The organism is Sinanaerobacter sp. ZZT-01 (genome assembly GCF_035621135.1).
Lineage (GTDB): Bacteria > Bacillota > Clostridia > Peptostreptococcales > Anaerovoracaceae > IOR16.
In genome coordinates, this window is sequence record NZ_CP141728.1 from 2,896,830 (window position 1) to 2,918,730 (window position 21,901).

The window sequence follows — 21,901 nt, forward strand, 5'->3', positions numbered from 1 at the left end:
GAAAAAATGTCAGCGCTAAAATAGTAGCCCCAAAAGTTAAAATAAGTAAAGTTATTTAATTTTGTTGACATTAAGTTTCTCATTTTTATTTCCTCTCTCGTTTTTTAACTTATAACTTATGGATATCATAAACCTCTTAAATGAAAATTGTCAACTATTTTTTTCAAATATCTTCGTTTTATTTTTTTAATAATCAAAAAAATACATAATAATGAGATCAAAAAAGTAATAAAGCAATTAAGATTCCACCGTAAAATCCAAGGCTTTGATACATTTTACCTTTTTTCTTCTTTGTTTCCTCGGATTCTTTTATTTGTTCTTCCAATCTGGAAAAAAAGCGTTCAAATGCACTTTTTTGTCCTTGTAAATCACTTTTTCCAAGCTCTTGACCTAATTGTCTCAGAATTTCTTTATCTTCTTTAAGCAGGCTGCTATTGCTATATATGTTGGAAACGGATGTGTCCCAGCACTCATAAAAACTTTTTTCACCTTTTTTTAAACCTTCACAAACATCGTTATAAAAAGCAGCAAGAAGTCCATTTTCCTCTTTGGCAAGGCGTTCTAAAAGAATGGGAAGCGTTTCTCTGACATATTGAATTTCCGTCTGCAGCCTTTTAAAGCTTCGATGTATTTCTCGCAATTGCCGGTGACGGTAGGAAAATTCCAATGCTTTTACCATTCCTGCACCAAAGCAGGAAACAACAATAAGAATACATAAAGCAAATTTCATGCAAGGCTCCTTTCTCCGGATAAAAGAATCTGATTTTTCTCATCCGTTATTTTTCTTACGGTTCCAACTTTAGGGCGATTCCCAAGGTATACGATTCTTTGAAAAATTCCATTGTCTAAGAATTTTTTAGCTTGAGAACGAATTAAATCTTCATAGGTGTTCCCGTGTATGGTAGTCAAGAGTCCCACACCGGCAGTCACTGCTGCGCAGACGGCTTCATAATCAGACTCCTTTCCAATTTCATCAGTAGCAATGATGTCAGGTGCCATAGAACGTATCAGCATAGTCATTGCCTTTTCTTTTGGGCAGGAATCGAGAATATCTGTCCTCATTCCTAAATCAAATGACGTTCCGAAATGGTCAAAGCCTGCAATTTCAGAACGTTCATCGCACACTCCCACTTTAAAACCATGTGAACTTAAATTGCGTATTAAATCTCGAAGCATTGTTGTTTTCCCACATTTTGGGGGAGAGATCAAGATGGTGTTAAAAAATCCTCCTTCTTTATTGGTCAGATAGGAATAATACGGTTCTGAAATTCCTATAATCTGTCGGCTCTTTCTAATATTTATCGAAGTGATATTTGTTAATGTACTGATTTTCCCATTATCCATGACCGCTCTCCCGCAGAATCCGACACGGTGTCCGCCTTCCATTGTAACAAAGCCATTTGCAAGGTCTTGCTGGTGTGCGTAAACAGAGTGATTAAGGATGCAATTGCATACGTTGTTAATATATTCTTTACCAACCGTTGCGTCGGAATTATTTTTTAGTTTATATTCTTTGTTTCCTGCGTAAATTAAAATAGGATGTCCTATTTTAATGCGGATTTCCTGGATTTGTTCTTGGATTTCTGGTGTCAAGCGTTGTAGCTCAATAGATAAATCTAACGGCAATTTTTCAAATAAGCCAATGTTTTGTTTCATAAAAAAAACCCCCTGTCCTACTTTCATTATATGCAGAAAGGACAGGGAGTTATGTGCTTTATTCTATTATGCTTGCTGTGTTTTTTGTTCTGTAACGATTTCGATATTTTCATTATCGCCCATTGATACGGTTTCCTCTTCATTCATCGCTTCTTTTGGTAAAAGAAGAATTCGAACCTTATCAATACGACGGTCTTTTACGGATTCTACTTTAAAGGTGCAGCCTTCATGCTGTACGATTCGTTCTTCCGTTTCATTTTCATCTGGGATTTCACCCATCAGGTCTATGATAAACCCGCCAATGGTTTCATGGTTTTCCGATTCCAACTCCAGCCCTAATTCTTCGCTTAAGTCATCCAAATAATATTGCCCATCTACCATGTACGTATTTTCATCAATTAATTCCAATTTTGGTTCATCATCGTCATATTCATCATCAATATTACCCATTACTTCTTCAATAATGTCTTCCATGGTAACGATGCCAGAAAATCCGCCATATTCATCAATTAAGATTGCAATATGCATTTTAGAAAGTTGTAACTCACTGAATAACTCATTAATTTTTTTGCTTTCCGGAACAAAAAACGGTTTTTGCAGAATTGGACGGATATCTACATTCTCAAATCCCTGTTTTCGAGCTTCAATCATAAAATCTTTCATATAAAGAATGCCAATGATGTCATCGCTGTCTTTATTATAAACCGGAATTCTGGAATAACGTTCTTCTAAGAGTTCATCTACGTATTCTGACAAATCATCATTGATGTCAATTAAAAATACGTCTGTTCTTGGTGTCATAATTTCATAAGCTAATTTATCATCGAATTCAAAAATACTATTGATCATTTCACGTCCGGTTTCATTGATTTGCCCAGACTCCTGACCGGCTTCAAGCAAAGATCGTATCTCTTCCTCAGAATATTCATCAATTTGATTATATTGATCTTTTCCTAAAAGCTTCAACAGGAATGAAACTGAAATAGACAATAACTTTACAAATGGTGAAGCAATTTTAGAAATAAATAGGATTGGTTTCACTGCAAAAAGAGCCATTTTTTCTGCATTTTGCAACGCTAGCCTTTTCGGTAGAAGTTCTCCGAATACTAATGTAAAATAACTTAAAACTAAGGTAACTAAAACAACTGCAATCTGCGTTTCATATGGAATGCCAAACTGATGCAGAAAAGCACCGATATCATAGGACAAAGACGTAGCAGCTGATGCACTGGATAAGAATCCAGCGAGCGTGATTGCAACTTGTATTGTTGATAAGAATTTATTTGGTTCCTCAATTAATCGTTGAAGCAGTAATGCTTTTTTATTTTGTTGATTTGCAAGTAATTTTATCTTATTTTTGTTCAAGGATACAAATGCCATTTCTGCTGAAGCAAAAAAAGCATTAATTAATATTAGCAATGCTAAAAATAACAGTTTAAAAGCCAGTGGCATACTGGGGTCTGGACTAGAGTCCAACATTTTTATATTCCTCCTAATTTAATGAAATCCTATTATATGTTTTCTATCAAAACTTAGTATATTATACCATAAATTTAACGAAAATTCAATCTTATTCTTTCTTTTTGCGAATCATAAACTTCGAAGCAACCGGTTTTGAAACTTTGATTTTCAATACTTGCTGTGCATGCGGAGCTTCTGAGATCTCTTCTCCGTCTTCATTCAGCATTATTTCAATTTTTTGTCTAAAATAGCCACAATCAGGCCCAAAAATTTCCACTTCATCTCCAACAGTGATTTTGTTCCTCTGTTCTACCGTTGCAAACCCCGTATCTGCATCATAATCATGTACAATCCCTAAGAATACATATTCACGATAGTAGGCACTGCTTTCATAATTTTGGTCTTTATTGGTGGGATTACGGTAATAAAATCCGGTTGTAAAATGGCGATTGCTTACTTTTCTCAGTTCTTCCATCCATTCAGGCTTAAAAGAATAATTCTCTTTCTCTTCATAATATGCATCAATTGCTTTTCTGTAAGCCCCGATAATCGTTGCTACGTAAAAAATACTTTTCATACGTCCTTCAATTTTTAATGAAGAAAGTCCGGATTCAATCAGGTCGGGTATGTGCTCAATCATACATAAATCTCTAGAATTAAAAATGTAAGTGCCTCGCTCATCTTCTTCCACTGGGTAATATTCACCAGGTCTTTTTTCTTCAAGTAAACTGTATTTCCAGCGGCATGGATGTGCACACATACCTCTATTTGCATCGCGTTCTATCATAAAGTTGCTTAAAAGACAACGCCCGGAATACGAAATACACATAGCACCCTGAACGAAAGCTTCTAATTCTAGATCTGCAGGTAAATGATCGCGAAATCCTTTTATCTCATCAAAAGAAAGTTCCCTTGCAAGTACAATTCGTTTTACTCCCTGCTGATACCAAAAAGCTGCTGTTTTATAATTTGTTGTATTTGCTTGTGTACTTAAATGGATTTCGGCATTGGGAAGGATGTCCCAAATCATTTGAATCACGCCTGCATCAGAAACAAGGAATGCGTCAATCTCTAGATCTTTCAGTTGATTTAGGTAGCTGTCCATCCTTTCGATATCGTCATTATGTGCAAAAACATTCATGGTGAGAAATACTTTCTTTCCGCGAATATGAGCGTATTCTATTCCTTCCCGCATATCATCTAAGCTGAAATTTTTTGCACCTGCACGAAGGCCGAATAATTCACCTGCCATATAGACTGCATCTGCTCCATAATCGATTGCAATCTTTAATTTTTCCAGATCTCCGGCTGGGGCTAAGAGTTCGATTTTTTTCATAATTTCCTCACTTATTCTTTCATTAAGCTGACAGCGACACCGTCTCCGACTGCTAATACACAGGTCTCTGCTATTTCCGTGTTTGTAATATGGTTCAGATACTCCCGCATACGACGAACGATTGTCTTATATCTGCGATTCAAAACAAAATCATCTGAAGCTGTCATTCCTTTAAATAGGATATTATCCGATACAATTAATGTGTTTTTTTTGCAAAGTGGCTGGCAAGCGTCCCAAAACGCTTGATATTGTGCTTTTGCAGCATCGATAAAAATAAAGTCATAGGGAACAGCTTGTTCCTCTTTCATCTGTTTTTGCAGAAAAACAAGGCTTTTTTTTGCATCTCCTTTTATGATCTGTATTCGTTCAGATTCACCCGCATTTTCAATATTCTTTATTGCAATTTCAGCATTTTCTTCTGAAATTTCTAATGTAGTAATCAATGCATCATCACAGACGGCGGCAAAATAAATCGCAGAATATCCCACAGCTGTTCCAATTTCAAGGATTTTTTTCGGTTGCCGCATACGCAATAGATTTCCAAGCAGTTGCTCTGTATCACGTAGAATAATTGGAACGTGATTGTTTTCTGCTTCTTTTCTTAATTCCTCTAAAAATGAATTGAGCGGACGATATAATTCATCTAAATATGCCGTAACTTGTTGTGTGATAATGTTCATTTTTATTCTCCAAATGTTTTTTTAATATATGCATTTTTATCCTTCAAAAATTGATCATAATCATCGGTAAACGCATGGTATCCATCGCCTTTTGCTACAAAATAAACATAATTTGTATCTGCTGGGTACAGCGCAGCCTCGATTGCTTTCTTTCCCGGTGAGCAAACCGGACCAGGCGGCAATCCAAAATTTTGATACGTATTATATGGCGAATCGACCTCTGTATTTTTTGTCGTGACTCGATCTGTGCGCTCATCCAGCACATATTGAACGGTTGCATCGACTTGCAGTTTCATGCCGATTTTCAGACGATTATAAATGACACTGGAAATCAGATCCATCTCATCTTCTTTTGCGGCCTCTCCCTGTATGATTGAAGCAATCGTAATGATTTCATTAATATTTAAACCTAGTTCCTTAGCTCTATCATAATATTCTGATTTGAAAACAGTATCAAACTGCAACAGCATTCGATTAATAATGTCTTGCTCAGAAGCAGTTGTATAAACGTCATATGTTTCAGGATATAAATAGCCTTCTAGGCGAAATTGACCTTGCGGTGCATATTTTAAAAATTCATAATTGTATTCTCCACTTTGCAATTCCTGTATAAAGAGTTCTTGATTAATTAAACCCTGTTCGCTTAGTTTCTCTCCAATTTTCTTTAACGTATACCCTTCCGGGATTGTAAAGCGAACGGTATTTACATTTCCGGATATGATTTTTTCCATCAACTTCAGCATAGACATATCTTTTGAAAGGATGTACTCTCCTGCTTTATATCTTCCATCATACCCCTTTGCTTTCGATTCTAAACGAAATACAGCGGTATTGCGGATTAATCCATTGTCCTTTAAGATATCAGCAATTTCCCTTGTACTTGTTCCTGTCGGTATTTGAACGGAAATGGCCTGTGTGTTTTCTGCTTCTATAGGCTTTACAGCTTGCTCTAAAAATAAAAAAAATGCAGCAAAAGAAACCATACATATGCTTGCTAAAATGAGTAGTACGCGATTAAGCTTTTTCTTTTTCCTTTTTGATTTTTTTTCCATATATAATCTCCCTATGTAATCAATATATGTTAACAAAAAATTTTCGCAGAATGTTACCATTCTGCGAAATTATTTGTTGTATTTATTTAGCTCTGCCTAAATATTCGCCAGTTCTGGTGTCAATCTGAATCAGTTCTCCTTCTTCAATAAAAATTGGAACTTGAATCGATGCGCCGGTTTCCACAACAGCTGCTTTCGTTACGTTTGTAGCGGTATCACCCTTTACACCCGGCTCTGTTTCAATAACCTTAAGATTTACAAAGTTTGGAGCTTCTACTAAGAATGCATTCCCTTTATAAAATTTAATTGTAGCCATATCATTCTCTCTCAGGTATTTAATTGCATCTTCAACTTGCTCTTCTCCAATCGGAACTTGATCAAAGGTCTCTTGATCCATAAAATAATACAGTTCTCCATCATTGTATAAATACTGCATTTGTTTTGTATCAATGTGCGCCTTCGGGAATTTGTCGTTTGGATTAAAGGCTTCTTCTCTGGTTGCGCCAGTCAATATATTCTTATACTTGGTTCTCACAAAAGCTGCACCTTTTCCGGGCTTTACATGCTGAAAATCCAAAACTACATGTGGTTCTCCGTTAATATCAAATGTAACGCCTTTTCTAAAATCACTTGCATAAATCATTGTTTACTCCTCCATTGTGATATATCTAATCAATCCTTTTAGATAATAATTAGCTCTTTTTCTGAATGAACCGTGTTTATTATACCAAAAGAAGTGATAATTGCCAAGTCTTCAATTCGAATTCCAAACTTCTGCGGAAGATAAATTCCCGGTTCAATGGTAACTGTCATATTTTCTTTTAGAATTCCTTTTCCTCTTGGGCTCAAAGTTGGTGCTTCATGAATTTCAAGCCCGACTCCATGACCAAGTCCATGCCCAAAATAGTCACCATAACCAGCGTCGCTAATGACTTGCCGTGCTAAACGGTCTCCTTCTGCATAAGTGATCCCTGGTTTCAGCCCTTCAATGGCTGATTTTTGCGCTTCTAAAACCAAATTATAGATTTGTTTTTGCTCTTTTGTTACAGAACCGATGGCAACGGTTCTTGTCATATCTGAGCAGTAACCATCCAGAATGCATCCAAAATCCATGGTCAATAAATCACCGGGCTCTATTTTTTTTTCCGTCGGCACACCATGTGGCAAAGAACTCCTTATACCAGAAACACAGATTGAATCAAAAGATAGTCCCATTGCACCATTTTTTTTAAAATAAAATTCAATTTCCAATGCCGCTTCTTTTTCAGTCATACCAGGTTTTAATACCGTCAACATATGAGTGAAGCAATCATCCGTCAAGGAAGCGGCTTGCTTGACCGCATTTAATTCATATTCGTCCTTTATCAAGCGGATTCCTTCTACCAACCCGCTGCAATCCTGCCATTGCACATTTTGAATATTCTTTTTTAGTTTACGATAACTATTTACTGTTAAGATATCGTTTTCAATTCCAATAACAGATAGCTGCATCTCTTTCAAAAAATCCATCTCTGAGTATTGATTGTCAATTAAAACAATCTCATACATCGGGCAGGTTTCTTTTGCGGCTTCTATATATCGAAAATCTGTCAGTAAATAATTTTTATATTTTGTAAGAAGAAGATAGCAATTTGAGGATGGAAAATCACATAAATAAATCTGATTTTCCTTTTTTGTGATCCAAATTGCATCAAGTTGCTGTTCCTTTAATGCATTTCTTACTTTTGTAATTCTGTTTGAGATTCGAATTGCTTTTTCCGACTTATTTTCCAATGCGAATCACTTCCCCAAGAATACCGTATACATCCGAAACCAATTTAGTAAAGCCTAGTTCTGCCTGCATATATTCAGCAGCTAGAGGGTCGGCCATAACAATTTGATATAAGGATTGTACTTGTTCCATAATACTTTGATCTGCATTTCCGGTCAGCATTTGCTGTGTTTGCATCTGCATATTTTTATCCTGAAAATCATTAATCATCTCACTTAATTCTGCGTTATGAGAGATCTTTTCTTTTTTTTCCATATAATTTTTGTATTCCTGCGACTCTTTTAACGCTTTTGCCAGTTCATGCGCTTTATCATAAGGGTTCATAAATATCCTCCTATACTTCTAAAAAGATTGGTAAAATAACGGGGCTTCTCTTCGTTCTCTGATAAATAAAATTCCGCAGTTCATCACGAACAGCCACTTTCAGTGCAGCCCAGTCTCGAACACCTTCAGAATGGCATCGTTCTAAGCGTGCTTCTACAACTTTTCTTGCAGAATCAATCAAGTCTTCGGATTCTCTGACGTACACAAATCCCCTGGAAATGATATCTGGCCCTGAGGTAACCATTCCTGTTCCTTTTTGTATTCCTGCAACGACGATAATCAAGCCTGCTTCCGATAGCAGTTTTCGGTCCCTGAGAACAATGTTTCCAACATCGCCAACACCGAGTCCGTCTACCATTACTGAAGAGCAAGGAACCTCCTCTTTGCATTTTTCAACCTTATTTCTTCTTAGAGAGAGTACTTGTCCATTTTCTAAGATAAAAATATGGTCTTTACGCATCCCTAGATTTTCTGCAATTAAAGAATGCTGACGCAAATGGCGGTATTCTCCATGTACAGGTAAAAAATACTTCGGTTTTATTAGAGAATGAACCAATTTCAGCTCTTCTGCACACGCATGTCCAGAAACATGAATATCGGCAATGTCATTATAAATTACCTCAGCACCTTTTTCAAACAGTTTGTTTACAATATTGGAAACTGTTTTTTCATTTCCTGGAACTGGGCTGGAGGAAAGGACAACGACATCTCCTTTTTTTATTTGTACCGCTTTGTGATCATTCGAAGCCATTCTTGCTAGTGCGGACATAGGTTCTCCTTGACTTCCTGTAGTAATGATGACAAGTTCAGAATCCTTTATGTTTTTTATTTTATTAATATCAACTAAAACGCCGTCAGGGACTTTTAAATATCCAAGCTCAATAGAAATATTTACGACATTCAGCATGCTTCTTCCTGAAATTGCAACTTTTCTTTTAAATTTTAATGCGGTATCTATAATTTTTTGCACTCGATGTACATTGGAAGAAAAAGTAGCAATTAATATTCTCGTATTATAGGAGCGGAAAATATTTTCAAGAGTGACACCGACGGTTTTTTCCGAAGCAGTATATCCCTTTCTTTCTGCATTTGTGCTATCCGCGAGCATTAACAGAACCCCTTTGTTTCCGATTTCTGCTAAACGGTGAAAATCAATCGGCTCTCCATCAAGTGGCGTATAATCGATTTTAAAATCTCCTGTATGAAAGACTCTTCCTGCTGGTGTATCAATAGCAAGACAGATTGCATCTGCAATGGAGTGCGTCGTTCGTATGGTCTGAACTTTAAAGTCACCCAACTTTACCGTATCACCTGCTGTGATAACATTTAGATTTCCTTTAATGCCATGTTCTTTTAGTTTGTTTTCGACAAGCCCAAGTGTGAGTCTCGTTCCATAAATCGGCAGATTGATTTCTTTTAACAAATAAGGAATTGCGCCGATATGATCTTCGTGACCGTGAGTCAGCACCATACCTCTGATCTTCTCTCTGTTTTTGATCAGATAACTGAAATCGGGAATCACGATATCTATTCCGTACATTTCATCATCGGGGAAAGACAAGCCGCAGTCAATGATCATTAAATCATTCTTTGATTCCAAGACGGTAATGTTTTTGCCGATCTCATTTAATCCGCCAAGTGGAATCAATTTAATGCTTCCTCCCCTATTATTGTTGTTGATTTTCAAAAAATACATCCTTTCTTTCTGTGGGACATCCCACCTGTTATTTTACGACTATATTCAATAATTTACCCGGAACGGCAATGACTTTTACGATTTGTTTTCCGCTCAAAAGTGCTTTTACTTTCTCATCGTCCATAGCTGCACTTGTAAAAGTTTCTTTGTCTAGTCCTGTAGGTATTTGAATTCTTTCTTTAACCTTACCATTTAATTGGATGGCAATTTCCACTGTATCTCGCACTAAAGCAGCTTCATCATACGTTGGCCAAGCTGCATTATAAGCATAACCTTCATGGTTTGTATGCTTCCACATTTCTTCACAAATATGCGGAACAAACGGATTTAATAAGAGAATAAGCGAATCAACGGCATGCTTAAACAAACCTAGATTCATGTCGTCCAAAGCTTTATATTTATACATTTCATTGACCAGTTCCATAATAGAGCTGAGAGCTGTATTAAAGTTAAAGCGATTTCCTATGTCTTCGCTTACTTTTTTTATGGTGCTATTTAGAACAAAAGCCAAATCTTTATCTTCTTTTGTCTCTAAAGTAAACTGTGCTGGTATATCATTTGTGATTTCAGCTGCTTCATATACCAATCGATATACACGATTTAAGAAACGAAAGCTTCCTTCCACTCCGGCATCTGACCATTCTAATTCTTTTTCCGGAGGAGCAGCAAACAAAATAAACAGTCGTGCAGTATCGGCTCCATATTTACTTATAATTTCTTCCGGGCTGACTACATTTCCTACGGATTTTGACATTTTACTACCGTCCTTAAGAACCATTCCTTGCGTTAAAAGATTTGCAAACGGTTCTTCTACCGGAGAATAGCCAATATCATACAGTACTTTTGTAAAGAAGCGGGCATACAATAAATGTAAGATAGCATGTTCCACTCCACCAATATACTGATCGACGTTCATCCAATATTTTGCTTTCTCTTTAGAAAACATTTCTTTATCATTTTTCGCATCAGTATATCTTAAGAAATACCAAGAAGAGTCTAGGAAGGTATCCATTGTATCCATTTCTCTTTTGGCGGGTTTTCCGCATTTCGGACAAACCGCTTTGGAAAAGGTTTGACTGGTAGTAAGAGGCGATTCTCCTTTTCCTGAAAAAACAACATCAGTTGGTAATTCCACAGGAAGGTTTTCCAGCTTTTCCGGAACCCATCCGCATTCTTCACAATAAACCATAGGAATTGGACAGCCCCAGTATCTCTGTCTTGAAATAAGCCAATCACGAAGACGGAAATTAATGGATTTTGTTCCGATTTTCTTTTCTTCTAAATATTCAATGATTTGATTCTGAGCAGAAATATTATCCAGCCCGTTAAAGCGATCGGAATTAATTAATTTTCCTTCCGCAACGAGTGCATCTTCTAAGTTATAAATATCAATGGAAGGGTCTTTTGCTTCTACAACTGGTAGAAGCTCTAGATTATATTTTTTTGCAAAATCAAAATCACGCTGGTCATGTGCAGGGACAGCCATAACGGCTCCTGTTCCATAATCCATCAGAACGTAATTTGCGATATAAATCGGAATCTCCTTCCCATTCATTGGGTTAATTGCATAGCTTCCAATAAACATCCCCTCTTTTTCTAAGGTGGTTGAGGTACGATCAATGTCACTCAAATGCTGAAGTTTATTTAAAAAGGCTTTCGCTGAGTCTTCATATTCAGTGCCAGAAACAAGCTCTTTAACATAAGGATGCTCCGGTGCCAGTACCATATAAGTGACTCCATACAAAGTATCAACTCGTGTGGTAAAAATCCGAAGTTTCTTTTCAAATCCTTTAATGGTAAAATCAACTTCTGCACCCACACTTTTCCCTATCCAGTTTTTCTGCATGGTTTTAACTTTATTCGGCCATCCTTCTAATTGATCTAAATCATCCAAAAGGCGATCTGCATAATCGGTAATTTTTAAATACCATTGATCTAAATCTTTTTTTCCGACATTGGTTGAACAGCGTTCACATTTTCCATCAACAACCTGTTCATTAGCTAGTACAGTTTGACAGGATGGACACCAGTTTACCGGATTCTTCTTCTTATATGCTAAGCCTTTTTCATAAAATTGAATAAAAATCCATTGCATCCATTTATAGTACTCTGGCGTACAAGTAGCGATTTCCCGTTCCCAGTCATAGTTGAATCCAAGCTGTTTTAACTGCTCTCTCATTTCTGCTATGTTTTGTTTTGTCCATACGGCTGGATGAATGCCATGTTTAATTGCGGCGTTTTCTGCGGGCAGACCAAAAGAATCCCATCCCATCGGATGAAGAACATTGTAGCCCTTCATTGTCAAGTAACGCGCAGTAACATCACCAATAGAATAATTCCTTACATGACCCATGTGAAGTTTTCCGGAAGGGTATGGAAACATTTCAAGAAGATAAAATTTTTCTTTTCCCTTATCTTCTGTTGTATGGAATAAGCTATTTTTTTGCCAAATATCCTGCCATTTTTTTTCAATGTCAGTAAAATCATAATGTTGTTGCATCTTAAACTACCTCCTAATTTTCCGTTTCCTCAAACGGAACAATTTCACAGTCACCCCAAACCTTATCAATATTATATCGTTCTCTTTGCTCTAGTGAAAATAAATTTACGATAACATCGCCGAAATCCATTAGAATCCAACCGCTCGTTCCCTTTCCTTCAATATGCTTTACTAATATGTTATCCTTTGCAAGGCGATCTTCAATCTCGTCTGATAAGGTTGAAAGCTGCCTCTCTGAATTTGCAGATGCAATTACAAAAAAATCTGCAAAGGAAGACTTTTCTTTTATATCCATCACCACGATATCAATCGCTTTTTTTTGGTCTAACGCAGCGGCTACAGACAGTGCAATCTCTTTATTTTCCATATGATCTCCTTTTTTAATATCCAAGTAAGCTTCTAACGTATTATGGTCCAATTCCAAACCATTTTCGGCAACATACCGCATTGTATTTTGAAGTGCCTGCAAACAAGCAGCATCCAAATCCTTATACGCTAAGAGTCGAAGCTTTTCCACTCCGGGATAGCTTCGATTCGGCTCGATGGCATCTGCCAAATATAATATTTTTTCCAACAAAGACATTCCCGCTCTTCCTGTAGTATGAAAACGTACAGCGTTGCAAATATCTTCGTCATAAATTTGATAGGTATTTTGTAGAGCATCTGCAGCAATACTTCCGTGGAGCAAGTTTCCTCTTTCCCGGAATGCATCGTGAAACAATGCTCCTAACTCAGCTTTTTCTGCATCAGCCCCATATTTAACAGCTAATTTCTTTGCTTCTTCTACAACACCAAAGGTGTGAGTTAAACGTTTTTGTTTTAAATTCTTTGTGATGTAATCAGTGATTTCTTTCTTTATTCCATTTTTTGTATACATTCCATTGTACCATTAATCTTTTTCATTGACAAGCTTGACATAAATTCCAAAAATATTTACTTTCTGCTATATAATTGATGTGCGAGTGCATACTCAGCAACAGAATCAGGCAACAGATATTTTATGGACTTTCCATAATATAGACGCTCCTTGATATCAGTAGAAGAAATGTCAACCTGCGGCATTTCAACTGTTTCTACTTTCGTATGATAACGGGATCGAACTTCAGTCATAACATATTCCAGTGCTTCTATCTGATACCCTGGACGATTGCCGACTAAAAATGAAAATTCAGTCAGCAATTCTTTCGAATGAGACCAATTCATTATACTTAAAAATGCATCTGTACCAGTAATAAAATATAATTCTGTTTGGTCTCCCCATTCCTTTTTTAAAGCTTGGAGAGTTTCAATTGTATAGGATACCGTTTTCTTTTGCAACTCATAATCGGAAATAAAAAAGTAAGGGTTTTCTTCAATTGCCTCACGGACCATGTTATAGCGGTCTTCTCCTCTCGTCGGGACTGTATTTAATTTAAATGGAGAAATTTTTGCGGGAACAAAAATAACACGACTTAGATCAAATGTGCAGCGTGCCTGTTCTGCCAGTAATAGATGCCCATAATGAATGGGGTCAAAGCTTCCTCCGAAAATGCCGATTTTATTCATTTTTCACCTCTAAATGATGGGGTGCATTTTTTTATATTAGATGAAAGTATGCTATTTTATATCTGTATCATCTGCTTGTTTTTCAGGCAAATCCACTGTTGCAATCGCCAATTCGTCCAGTTGTTCCTGTGCAATTACGGAAGGGGCATCGCAAAGCAGGCATTGTGCTGCTTGGTTTTTCGGAAACGCCATGACCTCTCGAATGCTCTGAGAACCAGTAAGAAGCATAACCAAACGATCCAATCCATAAGCTAGTCCGCCATGAGGAGGAACGCCGTATTTGAAAGCCTCTAACAAGAATCCAAATTTGTTGTTCGCTTCTTCTTCAGACAATCCTAAGATTTCAAAAATTTTCGCTTGTAAGTTACGATCATGAATACGTATGCTTCCACCGCCGAGTTCTACGCCATTCATAATAATGTCGTACGCTTCAGCTTTTACCTTTGCAGGCTCAACATCCATGAGAGGAATGTCTTCTGTTTTTGGTGAAGTAAATGGATGGTGCATAGCTTGGTAACGTTTTAATTCTTCATTGTATTCATACATCGGAAAATCAACAACCCAGAGAAAATTATATAGTTTGTCATTTAATAAGTCGAGTCTTCCTGCAATTTCTCTTCGCAGAAAGCCCAGCGTATCAAATACAATAGATGGCTTATCAGCTACAATCAGTATTAAATCATTTGGCTTTCCTTCAAATACTCGAATGATTTCTGCCATTTGTTCTGATGTGAAAAATTTACCGATTGAAGAAGTGTGTTCTGATTCTCCAACACGAATCCATGCGATACCTTTCGCACCATAAGTTTTCGCTGCATCTTGAAGTTTATCTAAATCTTTTCTACTGAATCGGTCCGAATATCCATCAATATTAATTCCGCGAACATCCCCGCCGAATGCAAGCGCATTTTTAAATACTTGGAATTCACAATTTTTTACGGTTTCGTTTAAACTTTTTAATTCAAACCCAAAACGAGTATCCGGCTTATCGCTTCCAAAACGGGTCATCGCCTCATCATATGTCAGCCTTGGAAATGGTGTTTTGAGTTCCATATTCATCAATTCTTTAAATAGCTTCTTCATAAAACGCTCTTGCGTAGCCATAACATCATTGGCATCCACAAATGACATTTCCAAGTCAATTTGAGTAAACTCCGGTTGACGATCTGCTCTTAAATCTTCATCTCTGAAGCATTTTGCAATTTGAAAATAGCGATCCGTTCCCGACACCATTAAAAGCTGCTTAAATAGCTGCGGAGACTGCGGTAATGCATAAAATTTACCTGGATTCACTCTGCTAGGCACCACATAATCTCTAGCGCCTTCCGGTGTCGAATTAATTAAGATTGGTGTTTCTACTTCTGTAAAACCGTCTGCATCGAAAAAGTCACGAGCTATTTTCGTTATCTTATGACGGAATGTCAGATTTTGCTGCATTTTTAATTTTCTGAGATCTAAATATCTGTATTTTAATCGCAGGTCTTCTGATACTTTATCGTCATCTTTTACGTAAATTGGTGGTGTTTCGGATTCTGCGTAAATCAACAAATCGTTTGCAAAGATTTCAATCTCTCCAGTCGGCAACTCTTTATTTTTTGACTGTCTCTCTTTTACAATGCCTTTGATCCCTACTACAAATTCGCTGCGCAGCTTATCTGCTCTTTCAAATAATTCTTTTGGAATGGTATCATCAAATACAATCTGTACTAGTCCGGTCTTATCTCTCAAATCACAGAAAATTAATCCGCCTAAGTTTCGTCTTTTTTGTATCCATCCGTTTAAGATGACTTCTTCTTGCACATTTGCAAGGTTCAGTGTACCGCACATATGTGTTCTCTTCAGTATATTTGCCATGTTTTGTATCTCCTCTAATTTAGTATAGACTGAATTTAAAATTTTATTTCGTTCCGAATCGCATCAATGGAAATTTCTTTCTGTTCTGAAGTTTGCATATTTTTCAGTGATACGATGCCTTTATCCAGCTCATTGTCTCCAATGACGATGGTATACTTTGCATGTAAACGATCCGCATACTTAAATTGACCTTTTAAGTTCCGCCCTACAATGTCTATTGCAGCGGCAATCCCATCTTTTCTGAAATCATGCATCAGCTTCAAGCCGAAGCTCTTTCCTCGTTCTCCCATTACTGCAATGAGCACATCGGTAGTCTCTTTCTTCGGAATGGAAATACCTGCTGCTTCCATAACGAGAAGCAGACGTTCAATTCCAAGTCCAAAGCCAACACCGGGAGTAGCAGGCCCGCCAATTTCTTCTACAAGATGATCGTAACGCCCCCCTCCACAAACAGTGCCTTGTGCACCGATTGAGTTGGATACAATTTCAAATGCTGTTTTTGTATAATAATCTAAACCACGTACAATACCAGAGTCTACTAGATAAGGAATCTCCATTGCGGTTAGGTTGTTTTTTAAATCTGTAAATGCAGTTTGACATTCTTCACAGAGGTAGTCCAGCATCTTAGGCGCACCTTCCACTAGTTGTTGACAGACGGGAGATTTGCAATCTAAGATACGCATTGGGTTGCGATCATAACGTCCCTTACAGGTATCGCAAAATGCATCGTAATTTGGTTTTAAAAATTCCTGCAAAGCAACTCTGTATTTTTGACGGCAGCTTGGACAGCCGATGCTGTTGATGCGTAGCTGCAAATCTTGAATGCCCAGCTTGTCCAAAAAATCCATTGCGAGTGCAATTACTTCAGCATCTGCCATCATATTTGCAGCACCAAAAGTCTCAATACCTAGTTGATGGAATTCTCTTAGACGGCCAGACTGTGGTTTTTCATAGCGAAAGCAAGGTGTAATATAATAAAATTTGGAAGGCTGTACCTCCGCAAATAGTTTATTCTCTGTAAATGCACGTACAACCGGGGAAGTTCCTTCTGGCTTTAAAGTTAAATTTCTTCCGCCATAATCATCAAAGGAATACATCTGTTTTTCTACAATATCAGTCGTATCTCCTACGCTGCGCTTAAACAATTCTGTATGTTCAAAGATCGGCGTACGAATTTCTTTAAATAAATAGAGATCGCAAAGTTCTCTGAATATCCGCTCTACATACTGCCATTTATAGGATTGGGAAGGCAATACATCTTTCGTTCCTTTTGGAATATTTGTAATCATCGAATACCTCCATTTTTTTCTGTTGCTAAAGGAATGAAAATACCCTTTTCTTTCCGACTGAGCATTTCATCCAAGCGTTCTATATAAATTTCATAGTTGGAAACATTCGGCACTCTTTCCAGACGATTTTCAGCTGGGAAATACACTTTGCTTATTCCCCCTGCTCCCAGTGCAAGAATCGTTTGATTTTCTTCCATAATGCGAATGTTATAAATACTTTCGGTTTTTGGTTTTGCATACCCGATATTTTCAAAATTTCCAGCCATATGTTTTTGACGATACATATAATAAGGAATATATCCGTTTTCTTTCATAAGCTGTTTTGATATAGCAAGCATGTTTCGAACCTGCTCCCCTTGATGATAATGATAATCAGCGTGTAGGTCAATCAATCTGGAGGCACGTTTCACCGCTAGAGTGTGAACCGTAATGTTTTGCGGCTCGAGCGCAATTATTTTACGAAGACTATTTTCAAAGTCTTTGGGGTCTTCTTCAGGAAGACCTGCAATTAAATCTGCATTTATATGTTTAATACCAATTGACTTCGCCATACAAAAAGCGTCTGAAATCTGCTCTGGACTATGTGAACGTCCAATTAACTCCAAAGTTCTTGCCTTCATTGATTGCGGATTAATACTAATCCGATCAACATTAAAGTCAAAAATTATCTGTAATTTTTCTCTTGTAATAGTATCAGGACGCCCTGCTTCCACAGTGTATTCTTTCAGGTGAGACAAGTCAAAATGAGTTGAAACGACAGAAAGCAATTTTTCGAGCAACGCAACAGATAAGGTAGTCGGCGTTCCCCCTCCAATATAAATAGATTCTGCGTATATACCAGTCTCTTTCATACGTTTTCCGACATACATGATTTCTCGTAATAAGGAGTTCAAGTACTGCTCTATTTTCTCATCGCTTGCTTGATTTGACGTGAAGGAACAATAGATACAGCGGGTCGGACAAAATGGAATCCCAATATAAATTCCCACATCTTTCTTTTCGCAATTAGAAAGTATGTGTTTCTGATTTTCATATAATTCCATCAATAAGTCTATTTTTTCATCCGATACGTAATAAAATTTTTTAAAAAGAGTTTGAATTTCTTTCAGGTCTTTTCCTTTTTTTAGATATTCTCTAACCAGTTTTCCAGGCCTTACACCCGTTAAAATTCCCCAATCTGGGCGTGTCTGTGTATCGGCGCTTAATCTTTCGAAAAGATAACGCTTTGCCTCGTTTTTATCTGTAATACTACTGGGAATCCGTATTTCAGTGACAGAACTTACTTCGTTTCTTTCAGCTTTGCCTTCTTCCATCTCATTTGACAAAGTGTCATTATTAAATAAGATATAATCAGTTGGCTTAAGGAACATTTTAACTAACTCTTCTAAGTCATATTTATTTTTTATTTCATTGCAGTTAATTTTATACAAATGGATTGTGCTCCTTTTCGTGACCGATGGTTGTATACCCCATATGACCAGGATATACTTTTGTCTCATCCGGCAGCAAAAATAACTTTTCTTTTATCGAGGATATCAAGTCAGGAAAGGAACCCATAGGAAAATCTGTTCTGCCGATGGATTGTGCAAAAAGTGTATCTCCACTAAATAGGGAATCTTCAACCAGTATACACATTCCCCCCGGAGTGTGACCCGGTGTTTCAATGAATTGGAGAAGCAGATTGCCAACCTGTAATGTATCACTTTCTTCTACATATAAATCAGCTTCTAAAGATAAGCTTACACCGCAAGTTTCTTTGGAAAAATTCAAAGATGCGTCTTTAAGAAATTCTTTTTCTTTCTTGCATGCAACAAGCTTAGCTTTCGGAAATGTTTGCTGGTGCACACCAACGCCACCGATATGATCTCCGTGACCATGCGTTAATATAATATATAAAATATCTAGATTCTCTTCTTCTGCCTTCTGAAGCAATCCGGCATTTACACCACCAGGATCCACAATAAAACCTTTTTTTGTTTCTTCGTCATAAACAAGATAAGAATTTACCTGTAATGCACCGCTGTAATATCCTTTTACAATCATAGCCTTCTCCTTTAAAATAGTTTTTTACTGTCTAGAAGAACCGTCACCGGTCCGTCGTTTTCAATGTGAACCAACATATCGGCTTGAAAAACACCTTCCTCCACATGCACACCGCATGCTTTACAAGCATCGATTAAAGCGCGGTAAAGCATATTTGCTTTTTCGGGGCGTGCTGCTTTGATGAAGCTTGGACGTTTTCCTTTTCTACAATCTCCAAAAAGCGTAAATTGAGATACCGCTAAGATATCCCCTCCTATGTCTTTCACCGATAAATTCATTTTTTCTTCTTTATCTTCAAAAATGCGAAGACCGGTAATTTTATCAGCTATATAAGTCACATCAGCGAGTTCATCATCATCTTCCACGCCAACAAGAACCATTAGGCCTTTTTCAATGGAACCGGTAATTTTATGCTCCACTGTAACGCTAGACCGTAAAACTCTTTGTACAACTGCTCTCACAAATTCCTCCCACTCATTTCTTTCTATTTGCCTTTCAATAAAATTAGATAACACTTTTTCTCAGGTAATGGCTCGATATACGTCTGCAACACCTTGTACGGAACGTAAAGACCGCAACACCTTCTCCATTTGACTTGTATTTGAAATAGATAAAGTCATTGTGATATTAACAATACGATCTTTTGCACTCTTTGCATTTACACCTGTAATATGAACATCCATATCTTCACAAAGTCGAGAAAGATCAGAAAAAAGTCCTTTTCGGTCTTCTGCTAGAATAATAATATCCACATCATATGATAAATCTTTCTTATCTTGATCCCATTCAACATGAATAAAACGTTTCCGCTCGTTTTCCGGTAAGCTCAAAATATTAATGCAGTCTTTGCGGTGAACAGAAATTCCACGCCCTTTTGTAATAAAACCGACAATTTCATCACCCGGTACTGGGTTACAGCATTTCGAAAAGCGAATCAAAAGGTTGTCAACGCCTTCAACCGTAACACCGGTAGGATTGATTTTTCGTTGTTTTCTTTTTGTTTCTGCCTTCGATTGTTCTTTTTCTTTTTTCTTAAGTTCGGCTTGTTTTTCCTCATGGTAATACCCTTCCAGCATCACCATAACTTTGCTGAGAATGACACCACCATAGCTGATTGCCGTATATAAATCTTCTGTATTTGAATAATTAAGAGCCTTTGCCGCTTTATTAATATATTGATTTTTTAAAATCTGTTGTAAATCATAACCCTTACGTTTCGCATATTTATCCAACATTTCCTTTCCTTTATCGGAGGACTCGGATTTGTTCTCTTTTTTTAACCATGCACGTATCTTATTTCTTGCAGTATTGCTCTTTGCGATTTTTAACCAATCAATGCTTGGACCTTTACTGTTTGAAGAAGTTACAATATCAACGATTTGTCCGTTGGATAAAGTGTAGTCAATTGGAACCATCTTTCCATTGACTTTAGCGCCGATACATTTTGCTCCAACCGCTGAATGAATTTTAAAAGCAAAATCAAGAGGGGTAGACCCAGCTGGAAGTTCTATGACATCTCCTTTTGGAGTGAATACAAAAACCTGATTAGAGAATAAATCCACCTTTAAGGTTTCCATAAATTCTTTTGGGTCATTTAAATCTTTTTGCCATTCTAGCGTTTGGCGAAGCCATGCTAATTTAACCTCTTCCCTTTCATGAGAAATTCCCTCTTTATACTTCCAATGCGCAGCAATACCATATTCGGCGATTTTATGCATTTCTTTTGTTCGAATTTGTATTTCAAACGGTTCTCCGTTATCACCTAAAACTGTGGTATGCAAGGATTGATAGAGGTTAGGCTTAGGCATAGCAATATAATCTTTGAATCTTCCGGGAAGAGGTTTCCACATCGTGTGCACGATGCCTAAAACTGCATAGCAGTCTTTTATCGTATCAACTATAATTCGCACTGCAGTCAGGTCAAAAATTTCATCTAATTGTTTATGCTGATACTTCATTTTACGATAGATACTGTAAAAATGCTTGGATCGTCCTGTAATTTCGTAAGCGATGCTTAATCCATCCAAAGACTGACGAATTTCATCCATTACACGATTGATATTCTCTTCTCGCTGCTGTTTTTTAATTTTAACTTCAGCCACTAAATTATAATAAGATTCGGGCTCCAGCATTTTCAAAGCAATATCTTCCACTTCAAATTTAATGGTATAAATACCCAACCTGCTCGCAAGCGGCGCATAAATTTCAAGAGTCTCTTTACATTTTTCAATAATCTTATCTTCGGTCATGTAATTAATGGTGCGAAGGTTATGAAGACGGTCGGCTAATTTGATAATCAGAACACGAATGTCTTTAGACATGGCTAAAAACATTTTACGCAGGTTTTCAGCCTGTCGTTCTTCCTTGCTTTCATAGACGAGAGAACCTAGTTTCGTTACACCGTCGACAAGTAAAGCAACCTCCTCACCAAAATCACGTTCTAAATCTTTTTGCGTATATGGAGTATCCTCTACGGCATCATGAAGCAGGCCTGCGATAATTGTATTTTCATCCATGCCTAAATCCGCCAATATTTTAGCCACTTCAACCGGATGGATCAAGTAGGGCTCGCCTGATTTTCGGTATTGACCTTCATGTTGTCTTTCTGCAATTTTATAAGCCCGCTCAATGATATCTAAGTCATAATTCGGATTCACATTCAACAGATAGTTTAAGAATTGCTCCATCATAAGA

19 protein-coding genes are annotated in these 21,901 nt (G+C 37.1%); all 19 read right to left on the reverse strand.

The window, feature by feature from the left end; genetic code table 11:
* Positions 1-217 precede the first annotated feature (217 nt).
* Entirely contained in the window at positions 218-730 is a 513-nt protein-coding gene (locus U5921_RS14055) for a stage III sporulation protein AB (RefSeq protein WP_324824086.1), read from the reverse strand.
* Positions 727-1,656, reverse strand: coding sequence for a stage III sporulation protein AA (spoIIIAA, locus tag U5921_RS14060; RefSeq protein WP_324824087.1), 930 nt, complete (start codon positions 1,654-1,656; stop codon positions 727-729). The genes U5921_RS14055 and spoIIIAA overlap by 4 nt, the downstream gene beginning before the upstream one ends.
* Before the next feature lie 66 nt (positions 1,657-1,722).
* The gene (locus U5921_RS14065; RefSeq protein WP_324826005.1) at positions 1,723-3,132 is read right to left on the reverse strand and encodes a hemolysin family protein; all 1,410 of its coding nucleotides are present in this window, start codon (positions 3,130-3,132) and stop codon (positions 1,723-1,725) included.
* Positions 3,133-3,226: 94 nt separating this feature from the next.
* A complete protein-coding gene (locus U5921_RS14070) occupies positions 3,227-4,453 on the reverse strand; it encodes a U32 family peptidase (RefSeq protein ID WP_324824088.1) in 1,227 nt (408 codons plus the stop codon).
* Between the two features lie 11 nt (positions 4,454-4,464).
* Positions 4,465-5,133 carry an O-methyltransferase gene (locus U5921_RS14075; protein ID WP_324824089.1) on the reverse strand — a complete coding sequence of 223 codons (669 nt, stop codon included), beginning with the start codon at positions 5,131-5,133 and terminating at the stop codon, positions 4,465-4,467.
* A gap of 2 nt (positions 5,134-5,135) precedes the next feature.
* The gene (gene mltG / locus U5921_RS14080; RefSeq protein ID WP_324824090.1) at positions 5,136-6,185 is read right to left on the reverse strand and encodes an endolytic transglycosylase MltG; all 1,050 of its coding nucleotides are present in this window, start codon (positions 6,183-6,185) and stop codon (positions 5,136-5,138) included.
* A gap of 82 nt (positions 6,186-6,267) precedes the next feature.
* Positions 6,268-6,828 (reverse strand): elongation factor P, encoded by a 561-nt coding sequence (efp, locus tag U5921_RS14085; RefSeq protein WP_324824091.1) that lies wholly within the window; start codon positions 6,826-6,828, stop codon positions 6,268-6,270.
* A gap of 38 nt (positions 6,829-6,866) precedes the next feature.
* Positions 6,867-7,958, reverse strand: a complete 1,092-nt coding sequence (locus tag U5921_RS14090) for a Xaa-Pro peptidase family protein (protein ID WP_324824092.1) — start codon at positions 7,956-7,958, stop codon at positions 6,867-6,869.
* Positions 7,948-8,280: a YlbF family regulator gene (locus tag U5921_RS14095; protein WP_324824093.1), complete on the reverse strand. Its 333-nt coding sequence runs from the start codon at positions 8,278-8,280 to the stop codon at positions 7,948-7,950. The genes U5921_RS14090 and U5921_RS14095 overlap by 11 nt, the downstream gene beginning before the upstream one ends.
* Positions 8,281-8,290: 10 nt before the next feature.
* Entirely contained in the window at positions 8,291-9,967 is a 1,677-nt protein-coding gene (locus U5921_RS14100) for a ribonuclease J (protein WP_324824094.1), read from the reverse strand.
* A 37-nt stretch (positions 9,968-10,004) separates the two neighbouring features.
* Positions 10,005-12,476 (reverse strand): leucine--tRNA ligase, encoded by a 2,472-nt coding sequence (leuS, locus tag U5921_RS14105; RefSeq protein WP_324824095.1) that lies wholly within the window; start codon positions 12,474-12,476, stop codon positions 10,005-10,007.
* A 13-nt stretch (positions 12,477-12,489) separates the two neighbouring features.
* Positions 12,490-13,353 carry a bis(5'-nucleosyl)-tetraphosphatase (symmetrical) YqeK gene (gene yqeK / locus U5921_RS14110; RefSeq protein WP_324824096.1) on the reverse strand — a complete coding sequence of 288 codons (864 nt, stop codon included), beginning with the start codon at positions 13,351-13,353 and terminating at the stop codon, positions 12,490-12,492.
* A 56-nt stretch (positions 13,354-13,409) separates the two neighbouring features.
* Positions 13,410-14,021, reverse strand: coding sequence for a nicotinate-nucleotide adenylyltransferase (gene nadD, locus U5921_RS14115; RefSeq protein ID WP_324824097.1), 612 nt, complete (start codon positions 14,019-14,021; stop codon positions 13,410-13,412).
* Between the two features lie 51 nt (positions 14,022-14,072).
* Positions 14,073-15,875 (reverse strand): aspartate--tRNA ligase, encoded by a 1,803-nt coding sequence (gene aspS, locus U5921_RS14120; protein WP_324824098.1) that lies wholly within the window; start codon positions 15,873-15,875, stop codon positions 14,073-14,075.
* A 35-nt stretch (positions 15,876-15,910) separates the two neighbouring features.
* Positions 15,911-17,164 carry a histidine--tRNA ligase gene (hisS, locus tag U5921_RS14125; RefSeq protein ID WP_324824099.1) on the reverse strand — a complete coding sequence of 418 codons (1,254 nt, stop codon included), beginning with the start codon at positions 17,162-17,164 and terminating at the stop codon, positions 15,911-15,913.
* Positions 17,161-18,594, reverse strand: coding sequence for a coproporphyrinogen dehydrogenase HemZ (gene hemZ / locus U5921_RS14130; RefSeq protein WP_324824100.1), 1,434 nt, complete (start codon positions 18,592-18,594; stop codon positions 17,161-17,163). The genes hisS and hemZ overlap by 4 nt, the downstream gene beginning before the upstream one ends.
* A complete protein-coding gene (locus U5921_RS14135) occupies positions 18,587-19,207 on the reverse strand; it encodes an MBL fold metallo-hydrolase (protein WP_324824101.1) in 621 nt (206 codons plus the stop codon). Before U5921_RS14135 ends, hemZ begins: the two co-directional genes overlap by 8 nt.
* A gap of 11 nt (positions 19,208-19,218) precedes the next feature.
* On the reverse strand, positions 19,219-19,668 hold the full coding sequence (dtd, locus tag U5921_RS14140; RefSeq protein ID WP_324824102.1) for a D-aminoacyl-tRNA deacylase: 450 nt from the start codon (positions 19,666-19,668) through the stop codon (positions 19,219-19,221).
* A 60-nt stretch (positions 19,669-19,728) separates the two neighbouring features.
* A complete protein-coding gene (locus tag U5921_RS14145) occupies positions 19,729-21,897 on the reverse strand; it encodes a bifunctional (p)ppGpp synthetase/guanosine-3',5'-bis(diphosphate) 3'-pyrophosphohydrolase (protein WP_324824103.1) in 2,169 nt (722 codons plus the stop codon).
* Positions 21,898-21,901 lie beyond the last annotated feature (4 nt).